The sequence below is a fragment of the Albidovulum sp. genome, from assembly GCF_049646345.1.
In the GTDB taxonomy this organism is placed as follows: Bacteria; Pseudomonadota; Alphaproteobacteria; order Rhodobacterales; family Rhodobacteraceae; genus Albidovulum.
The window spans coordinates 1-7,515 of sequence record NZ_JBARVQ010000430.1; the positions used below are offsets into that span (position 1 = coordinate 1).

The following is a 7,515-nucleotide window of genomic DNA, read 5'->3' on the forward strand; positions in this document are numbered from 1 at the left end:
GCCTTCATCAGCGGCACCGGGGTCGATCAGCCCAAGGGCATTCTGCTGCCGGCCAAAGTGGCGAATGCGACCTGGACCTGGGGCAATCTGGGCTACATCCCGACGGGTGCTGCCGCCGATTTCGCCACCACCAATGCCAGCGATTGCATCGTGAACCTGGTTTACGCGCTGGGTGCGGATTACCGCGCCAACGGCACGTTCATCATGAACAGCAAGACCGCCGGTGCGGTTCGCAAGATGAAGGACGCCGATGGCCGCTTCATGTGGGGCGACAGCCTGCAGGCGGGCGAGCCTGCACGCCTGATGGGCTATGCGGTGCTGATCTGCGAAGACATGCCGGATGTGGGTGCGAACACCTACCCGATCGCCTTTGGCGACTTCCGAGCCGGCTATACGATTGCGGAACGCCCGGACCTGCGCATCCTGCGCGATCCGTTCTCGGCCAAGCCGCATGTGCTCTTTTATGCCTCAAAGCGCGTGGGGGGCGATGTCAGCGACTTTGCCGCGATCAAGCTGCTGAAATTCGCGATCTCGTAAGGGATTGCGGGTCGGTCGGGGCCTGATGGCCCCGGCCGTTCGGGCGCGGGCCGCGCAAAACCCTCGTGTTGTCTAGCTGCTCCCTCCGTCCGAGCAATGCGGGGCTGGCCCGCGTCCGATCCTTGTCAGAGGGCGGGCGCGACAAAAACGTTCCGGAAAATGTTGAATTGCTAATGCCCTGCCGCGCTGCGCGCGCTCGGGCCATTGGCGTTACTGATTGTCACAACGTTTTTCCGAAACGCCACATCGGAGATATCCCATGATGCTGAGCGAAGTGACACCGGTGCCGCAGGCGGTCTTGCCGGTGGCGGAATTCAAGGACCACCTGCGGCTTGGCACCGGGTTTGCCGATGACGGGGCGCAGGATGCGCTGGTTGAGAGCTACCTGAGGGCCGCTTTGGCGGCGGTCGAGGGGCGCATCGGCAAGGCGCTGATCGCGCGGGACTATTTGCTGGAGACGAATGGCTGGCGTTGGCCGGATACCCAGGCTTTGCCCGTGGCCCCGGTGAGTGCGGTTGTTTCCCTTACCGTGAAGGATCGGGACGGGGTGCCGGATCTGATCGATCCGACGCGCTACCGGCTGGAGAAGGATGCGCATCGCCCGAAAATCGTGGCGGCCGGGGCCTTGCTGCCGGGCATTCCGGTGGGCGGTGTGGCCGAGGTGGTGTTCACGGCAGGGTTCGGCCCGGCCTGGGCCGATGTGCCGGTGGATCTGGCGCAGGCGGTGTTCCTGTTGGCGGCACAATATCACGAGAACCGGCATGAGGCGGGCGAGCGGATGGCGATGCCATTCGGTGTCATGGCGCTGATCGAGCGCTGGCGCACGGTGCGGGTTCTGGGCGGGGGGGCGGTATGAGCGCGCCGAGGCTGAATCGCAAGCTGGTGCTGGAAGAGGCGCAAAGGGCGCCCGATGGTGCGGGTGGCTGGGCGCTGAACTGGGTGGCGCTCGGCACGCTTTGGGTGGCCGTCGATGCCGGGACGGGACGTGAGCGGGCGGGGGAGTTTCTGACCGTTTCGTCGGTTTCTTACCGGATCACGGTGCGGGCCGCGCCGCAGGGCGCGCCGTCGCGACCAAAGCCCGAGCAAAGGTTTCGCGAGGGTGCCCGCGTCTTTCGTATCACGGCTGTCACCGAGGACGATCCGGGCGGGCAGTACCTGACCTGTTTCGCACAAGAGGAGGTCGTGGCATGAGCTACGGAGCGGCGGCCGCGCTTCAGGCGGAGATCTATCAGAGGTTGACAGCGGATACGGCGCTGGACGCTCTCGTTTCCGGTGCGATCTACGATTCCGTGCCGCCGGGAACGGTGACGGGAACCTATGTGTCGATCGGGCCCGAGGATGTGCGCGATGCCTCGGATCAGGTGGGGCGGGGCGCGTTTCACGAATTCACCGTCTCTGTCGTGACCGATCAGGCAGGGTTCCAGAATGCCAAGGCGGTGGCGGCGGCGGTGTCGGATGCGCTGACCGGCGCGACGCTGGTACTGGCACGCGGGCATCTGGTGGGACTCTGGTTCCTGAAAGCCCGCGCGCGGCGGGTCGAAAAGGCGGATGTGCGGCGGATCGACCTGACCTTCCGGGCGCGGATCGAGGATTGACGTTGAGATCCCGGGTCAAGCCCGGGATCTTGTTGCACAAATCGAACAATTCAGGGCGTCAGTTCTTCGCTGACGGCCCGGCTATTTCACGAAACGGAGAACGGATATGGCTGCCCAGAACGGCAAGGACCTTCTGATCAAGCTCGACCTGACCGGGGGCGGGCAATTCAATACGATTGCGGGTCTGCGTGCGACGCGGATCAGTTTCAACGCCGAAACGGTCGATGTGACCAGTCTGGAGAGCCAGGGTGGCTGGAGAGAGTTGCTGGGCGGGGCGGGCGTACGGTCGGCTTCGGTCTCTGGTTCCGGTGTGTTTGTCGACAGCGCCACCGACGACCGGGCGCGGCAGATCTTCTTTGCCGGAACAGTCGAGCAGTTTCAGGTGATCATCCCGGATTTCGGCATTGTCGAGGGGCCGTTCCAGATTACCGCGATCGAATATGCCGGCAGCTACAATGGCGAGGCGACCTATGAGCTGTCGCTCGCCTCGGCCGGCGCGCTCAACTTCACGGCGATCTGATGGCCAATCCCTGGACGGGGGAGGTGGCCGTGACGCTCGACGGTGAGCGGCATGTGGCCAAGCTGACGCTGGGGGCGCTGGCCGAGCTGGAGGTGGGGTTGGGTACGGGCACGCTGATCGAACTGGTGGAGCGGTTCGAGGCGGGGCGGTTTTCGACCCGCGATGTATTGATGCTGATCGTCGCGGGGCTGCGCGGCGGTGGCTGGAAGGGCACGGCAGGCGACCTTCTGAACGTGGAGATCGGCGGCGGGCCGGTTTCGGCGGCGCGGGTTGCTGCCGAGCTGCTCGCCCGTGCCTTCACGGTGCCGGAGGGGCAGTGAGGTGGACTGGCCGGGGCTGATGCGGGCGGGCCTGTCGGGCCTTGGCCTGACGCCGGATGTCTTCTGGCGGCTGACGCCTGCCGAACTGGTGCTGATGCTCGGCGATCCGGGCGCGGTGCCGCCCTTGAACCGGGCGCGGCTGGAGGAACTGGCGCGGGCCTGGCCGGATGCGTCGATTAAGATGAAGGAAGGGTGAGATGCCGGTTACGGACGGATTGGACGGGATCGACGGGCTGGCCGTGCAGGCAGCCGCGTTGGAGACGAGCCTTGGCGGCGCGCAGGCGATGACGGCGGCGTTTGACGCCGAACTGATGCGGATGCGGGAGAGCATGGTCTTTACCAGCCGCGAGGTTGGCACCTTGTCGACGAGTATCGGTGGCGGCCTGAGGCGGGCCTTCGATGGCCTCGTCTTTGACGGAATGAAGCTGTCGGATGCGTTGAAGCAGGTGGCGCAGACCATGTCCAACGCCGTCTACAACGTGGCGATGAAGCCGGTGCAGGACGCCTTTGGCGGTGCGATCGCACAGGGCATGAACGGAGTCCTGAGCGGGCTGTTCCCTTTCGAGAAGGGCGGCAGTTTTGCGCAAGGGCGGGTGATGCCCTTTGCGAAGGGTGGCGTCGTCTCCTCGCCCACGATGTTTCCGATGCGCAGCGGTCGGGGCCTGATGGGAGAGGCGGGGCCGGAGGCGATCATGCCACTCGCGCGCGGTGCCGACGGGCGCCTTGGCGTGCAGACGGCGGGTGGCGGGCGGCCGGTCAACGTTGTGATGAACGTGACCACGCCGGATGTGCAGGGCTTTGCCCGCAGTCAGAGCCAGATCGCGGCGCAGATGGCCCGGGCCCTGTCCCGTGGCAACAGAAACCGGTGAGGAGGGCGGCATGGCATTTCATGAGGTGCGGTTTCCGGCGAATCTCAGCTTCGGCTCGGTCGGGGGACCTGAGCGGCGCACGGAAGTGGTGCAGCTGTCGAACGGGTTCGAGGAGCGCAACACCCCCTGGTCGCAGTCGCGGCGTCGTTATGATGCGGGGGTGAGCCTGCGCAGCCTTGACGATATCGGCGCGCTGATCGCGTTTTTTGAAGCGCGGCAGGGGCAGTTGAACGGATTTCGCTGGAAGGACTGGGCGGACTACAAATCCTGCCCGGCGTCGGTCACGCCTGCCTATGAAGATCAGCTGATCGGGATCGGCGATGGTGTCCGTGCGGACTACCAGCTGGTGAAGACCTATGCCTCTGGCGCGGAGGCGCAGAGCCGTAATATCCAGAAGCCGGTGGCGGGGACGTTGCGCATCGGATTGCAGGGGGATGAGTTGCAGGAAGGTGTGCATTTCACGGTCGATGTGACGACCGGGATTGTCACATTCGCGAGCCCGCCTGCCGTCGATGAACGGGTGACGGCGGGATACGAATTCGACGTGCCGGTGCGGTTCGACACGGATCGCATTCAGGTCTCGGTCGCTTCGTTTCAGGCGGGTGATGTGCCGCAGGTTCCGGTGGTGGAGGTGCGGCTGTGAGTTATCCTCAGGAGTTGAAGGATCATCTGGCCTCTGGCGTCACAACCCTTGCGCGGGCCTTTGCGGTTACGCGCAAGGATGGGGTGGAGCTGGGGTTTACCGATCACGACCGCGATCTGACCTTTGACGGGATCACGTTCCGTGCGGGGTCGGGCATGACGGCGAAGGCGATCCAGCAGGCGACGGGTCTTTCGGTGGACAATACCGAAGCCTTCGGCGCCTTGCAGTCCGAGGCGATCCGGGAAGAGGATATCCTTGCCGGGCGTTATGACGGGGCCGAGGTGCGCGGCTGGCTGGTCAACTGGGCCGATGTTTCGGTCCGGGTTTTGCAGTTTCGCGGCACTTTGGGTGAAATCGTCCGCAAGGGCGGTGCCTTCAATGCCGAATTGCGCGGATTGTCCGAAACGCTCAATCAGGAGCAGGGGCAGATCTACCATGCCCGCTGCTCGGCGGTTCTGGGCGACGGGCGGTGCAGGTTCGATCTGGATCAGGTGGGCTATTCGGACGAACGTCCCGTAGAGGAAGTGGTCGGCGGCCGTCTGTTTCGCTTTGCCGATTTTGCGGGGTTTGAGGATCGCTGGTTCGAGAAGGGCCGGTTCCGGGTTCTTACCGGCAAAGCGGCGGGTCTGGTGGGGTCGGTCAAGAACGACCGGTTGCGCGCTGGCAACGCTCGTGACGTTGAGTTGTGGCATGCGCTGGGGGCGGTGCCTGCGCCGGGCGACATGGTGCGGATTGAAGCAGGCTGTGACCGGCGTGCGAAGACCTGCCGTCTGAAATTCGCGAATTTTGATAATTTTCGAGGATTTCCGGACATTCCGGGTGAGGATTGGCTGATGTCCTATCCGGTCCGGGGCAAGCGCAATTCCGGCGGGAGCCGTAAGGGATGAGTGCGGTGGGGGATCAAGCGGTTGCCATCGCCCACGACTGGATCGGAACACCCTATCGCCATCAGGCCTCGGCCAAGGGGGCGGGGGCGGATTGTCTGGGGTTGTTGCGCGGCATCTGGCGCGAGCTTTATGGCGCTGAGCCGGAGGTTGTGCCCGCCTATACGATGGACTGGTCGGAACCGACCCGCGACGAGCGGCTTTGGGTGGCGGCAGAGCGTCATCTGCGCCCCTGCGATCCGGCGGTGCCGGTTGCTGCGGGTCAGATCCTGCTGTTCCGGATGCGCGAGGGCGCGGTCGCGAAACATCTGGGGCTGGTGGCCGGGAGCGGCCCGCGATCAAGCTTCATTCACGCCTATACCGGGCATGGGGTTCTGGAAAGTCCCCTGACCACGCCCTGGCTTCGCCGCGTTGTGGCGCGGTTTGAATTTCCCTGAAGGAGGGTCGGCATGGCGACCATTTTGCTATCGGCTGTCGGTGCTTCCATCGGCGCAGGCTTTGGCGGTTCCATTCTTGGTCTGTCGGGTGCCGTTATCGGCCGGGCCGTGGGGGCCACTCTGGGCCGGGTCATCGATCAGCGGTTGATGGGATCGGGGTCGCAGACCGTCGAGACGGGCCGGGTGGACCGCTTCCGCCTGACAAGCGCCAGCGAAGGAGCTCCGGTCGGGCAGATCTGGGGGCGGATGCGTATTGGCGGGCAGGTGATCTGGGCGTCGGATTTCACCGAACATGTGAAAACATCCGGTGGCGGTGGTGGTGGTGGCAAGGGTGCGCCGCAGCCGCAGGAACCCACGGTGAAGGAGTATTCCTACACCGTGAACGTGGCCGTTGCCCTTTGCGAAGGCAAGATAACAAGGGTCGGTCGGATATGGGCTGACGGGATCGAGATTTCCCCTTCCGATGTGACGATGCGGGTCTATCGGGGCGGCGAAGGTCAATTGCCCGATCCCAAGATCGAGGCTGTGGAAGGTGCCGGGCATGTCCCGGCCTATCGCGGTATCGCTTATGTCGTAATTGAGGATCTGGAACTGGGGCAGTTCGGCAATCGCGTGCCGCAATTCAGTTTCGAGGTGTTTCGCGCGGCACAAGGGGCGCTTGTCAAGGATGTGACCGACCTTGCCCATGGTGTGAGCGGGGTCGCGCTGTTGCCGGGCACCGGGGAGTATTCGCTGGCCAAGACGCGGGTGCACTACACGACAGGGATTGGCCAGAATGTCTCGGCCAATGTGAATACGCCGGGCGGCAAGACCGATTTCACCGAGTCGATGGATGCCTTGCAGGAAGAGGTTCCTGGCTGCAAGTCGGTGTCCCTGGTCGTATCGTGGTTCGGGAACGATCTGCGCTGCGGTCAATGCACGCTGAAGCCGAAGGTCGAGGACAAGCGCTTTGACGGGGTGGGCATGCCCTGGCGTGCGGGGGGCATCGACCGGTCACAGGCGTCCGAAGTGGTGCAGGATAACGGCCGGTCGGTCTATGGCGGCACGCCTGCCGACGCGGCGGTGAGAGAAGCGATCTCTGCGCTTAAATCGGATGGCAAGGCGGTCGTGTTCTATCCGTTCATCCTGATGGAGCAGCTTGCCGGGAACGGACGTGCCGACCCATGGAGCGGGGCGACGGATCAGCCGGTTCTGCCCTGGCGGGGGCGGATCACGCTGTCAAAAGCGCCGGGTGTGACCGGGACGCCGGATCGCACGGCAGCGGCTGATGCGCAGGTATCTGCGTTTTTCGGCACCGCCCAGCCGTCCGATTTTTCCGTCAGCGGCGGCATTGTCAGTTGTTCCGGTCCGTCCGAATGGTCCTATCGCCGCTTCATCCTGCATTATGCGCATCTTTGCGCCTCGACAGGTGGGGTCACGGCCTTTTGCATCGGGTCCGAAATGCGCGGGCTGACGCAGATCCGCGGGGCCGGGGACAGCTTTCCGGCAGTGGCCGCCCTGCGCGCGCTTGCGGCCGATGTGCGCCAGATCCTCGGCCCCTCGGTCAAGGTCGGCTATGCCGCGGACTGGAGCGAGTATTTCGGCTATAGCGATGCGGCAGGTGATCTATACTATCACCTCGACCCGCTTTGGGCCGACGCCAATATCGACTTCATCGGCATCGACAATTACATGCCGCTGTCGGATTGGCGCGACGGGGTGGATCATGCC

General features: G+C 64.4%; 12 protein-coding genes. All 12 read left to right on the forward strand.

What is annotated here, in order from left to right:
* On the forward strand, positions 1-537 hold a 537-nt coding region (locus tag WBB85_RS10730), incomplete at its 5' end, for a phage major capsid protein (RefSeq protein ID WP_432638611.1).
* Positions 538-796: 259 nt separating this feature from the next.
* Positions 797-1,393, forward strand: a complete 597-nt coding sequence (locus WBB85_RS10735) for a head-tail connector protein (protein WP_432638612.1) — start codon at positions 797-799, stop codon at positions 1,391-1,393.
* A complete protein-coding gene (locus WBB85_RS10740; RefSeq protein WP_432638613.1) occupies positions 1,390-1,728 on the forward strand; it encodes a head-tail adaptor protein in 339 nt (112 codons plus the stop codon). Before WBB85_RS10735 ends, WBB85_RS10740 begins: the two co-directional genes overlap by 4 nt.
* Positions 1,725-2,132: a DUF3168 domain-containing protein gene (locus WBB85_RS10745; protein ID WP_432638614.1), complete on the forward strand. Its 408-nt coding sequence runs from the start codon at positions 1,725-1,727 to the stop codon at positions 2,130-2,132. The genes WBB85_RS10740 and WBB85_RS10745 overlap by 4 nt, the downstream gene beginning before the upstream one ends.
* 106 nt (positions 2,133-2,238) lie before the next feature.
* Positions 2,239-2,652: a phage major tail protein, TP901-1 family gene (locus WBB85_RS10750; RefSeq protein ID WP_432638615.1), complete on the forward strand. Its 414-nt coding sequence runs from the start codon at positions 2,239-2,241 to the stop codon at positions 2,650-2,652.
* Positions 2,652-2,972 (forward strand): gene transfer agent family protein, encoded by a 321-nt coding sequence (locus tag WBB85_RS10755; RefSeq protein WP_432638616.1) that lies wholly within the window; start codon positions 2,652-2,654, stop codon positions 2,970-2,972. The genes WBB85_RS10750 and WBB85_RS10755 overlap by 1 nt, the downstream gene beginning before the upstream one ends.
* Before the next feature lies 1 nt (position 2,973).
* A complete protein-coding gene (locus WBB85_RS10760; RefSeq protein WP_432638617.1) occupies positions 2,974-3,168 on the forward strand; it encodes a rcc01693 family protein in 195 nt (64 codons plus the stop codon).
* 1 nt (position 3,169) lies between these two features.
* Positions 3,170-3,841, forward strand: a complete 672-nt coding sequence (locus WBB85_RS10765) for a phage tail tape measure protein (protein WP_432638618.1) — start codon at positions 3,170-3,172, stop codon at positions 3,839-3,841.
* A gap of 10 nt (positions 3,842-3,851) precedes the next feature.
* Positions 3,852-4,484, forward strand: coding sequence for a phage distal tail protein, Rcc01695 family (locus WBB85_RS10770; RefSeq protein ID WP_432638619.1), 633 nt, complete (start codon positions 3,852-3,854; stop codon positions 4,482-4,484).
* Positions 4,481-5,371 carry a DUF2163 domain-containing protein gene (locus WBB85_RS10775; RefSeq protein ID WP_432638620.1) on the forward strand — a complete coding sequence of 297 codons (891 nt, stop codon included), beginning with the start codon at positions 4,481-4,483 and terminating at the stop codon, positions 5,369-5,371. The genes WBB85_RS10770 and WBB85_RS10775 overlap by 4 nt, the downstream gene beginning before the upstream one ends.
* Complete coding sequence (locus WBB85_RS10780; RefSeq protein ID WP_432638621.1) at positions 5,368-5,805, forward strand: peptidase; 438 nt, start codon at positions 5,368-5,370, stop codon at positions 5,803-5,805. Before WBB85_RS10775 ends, WBB85_RS10780 begins: the two co-directional genes overlap by 4 nt.
* Before the next feature lie 12 nt (positions 5,806-5,817).
* The coding region (locus WBB85_RS10785) for a baseplate multidomain protein megatron (RefSeq protein WP_432638622.1) at positions 5,818-7,515 on the forward strand (1,698 nt) is incomplete at its 3' end.

What these genes read in the sequence shown, in the direction of transcription:
- WBB85_RS10755 (WP_432638616.1), top strand. Translation starts at nt 2,652, where the DNA reads ATGGCCAATCCCTGGACGGGGGAGGTGGCCGTGACGCTCGACGGTGAG.
- WBB85_RS10780 (WP_432638621.1), top strand. Translation starts at nt 5,368, where the DNA reads ATGAGTGCGGTGGGGGATCAAGCGGTTGCCATCGCCCACGACTGGATC.
- WBB85_RS10740 (WP_432638613.1), top strand. Translation starts at nt 1,390, where the DNA reads ATGAGCGCGCCGAGGCTGAATCGCAAGCTGGTGCTGGAAGAGGCGCAA.
- WBB85_RS10735 (WP_432638612.1), top strand. Translation starts at nt 797, where the DNA reads ATGATGCTGAGCGAAGTGACACCGGTGCCGCAGGCGGTCTTGCCGGTG.
- WBB85_RS10770 (WP_432638619.1), top strand. Translation starts at nt 3,852, where the DNA reads ATGGCATTTCATGAGGTGCGGTTTCCGGCGAATCTCAGCTTCGGCTCG.
- WBB85_RS10745 (WP_432638614.1), top strand. Translation starts at nt 1,725, where the DNA reads ATGAGCTACGGAGCGGCGGCCGCGCTTCAGGCGGAGATCTATCAGAGG.
- WBB85_RS10750 (WP_432638615.1), top strand. Translation starts at nt 2,239, where the DNA reads ATGGCTGCCCAGAACGGCAAGGACCTTCTGATCAAGCTCGACCTGACC.
- WBB85_RS10765 (WP_432638618.1), top strand. Translation starts at nt 3,170, where the DNA reads ATGCCGGTTACGGACGGATTGGACGGGATCGACGGGCTGGCCGTGCAG.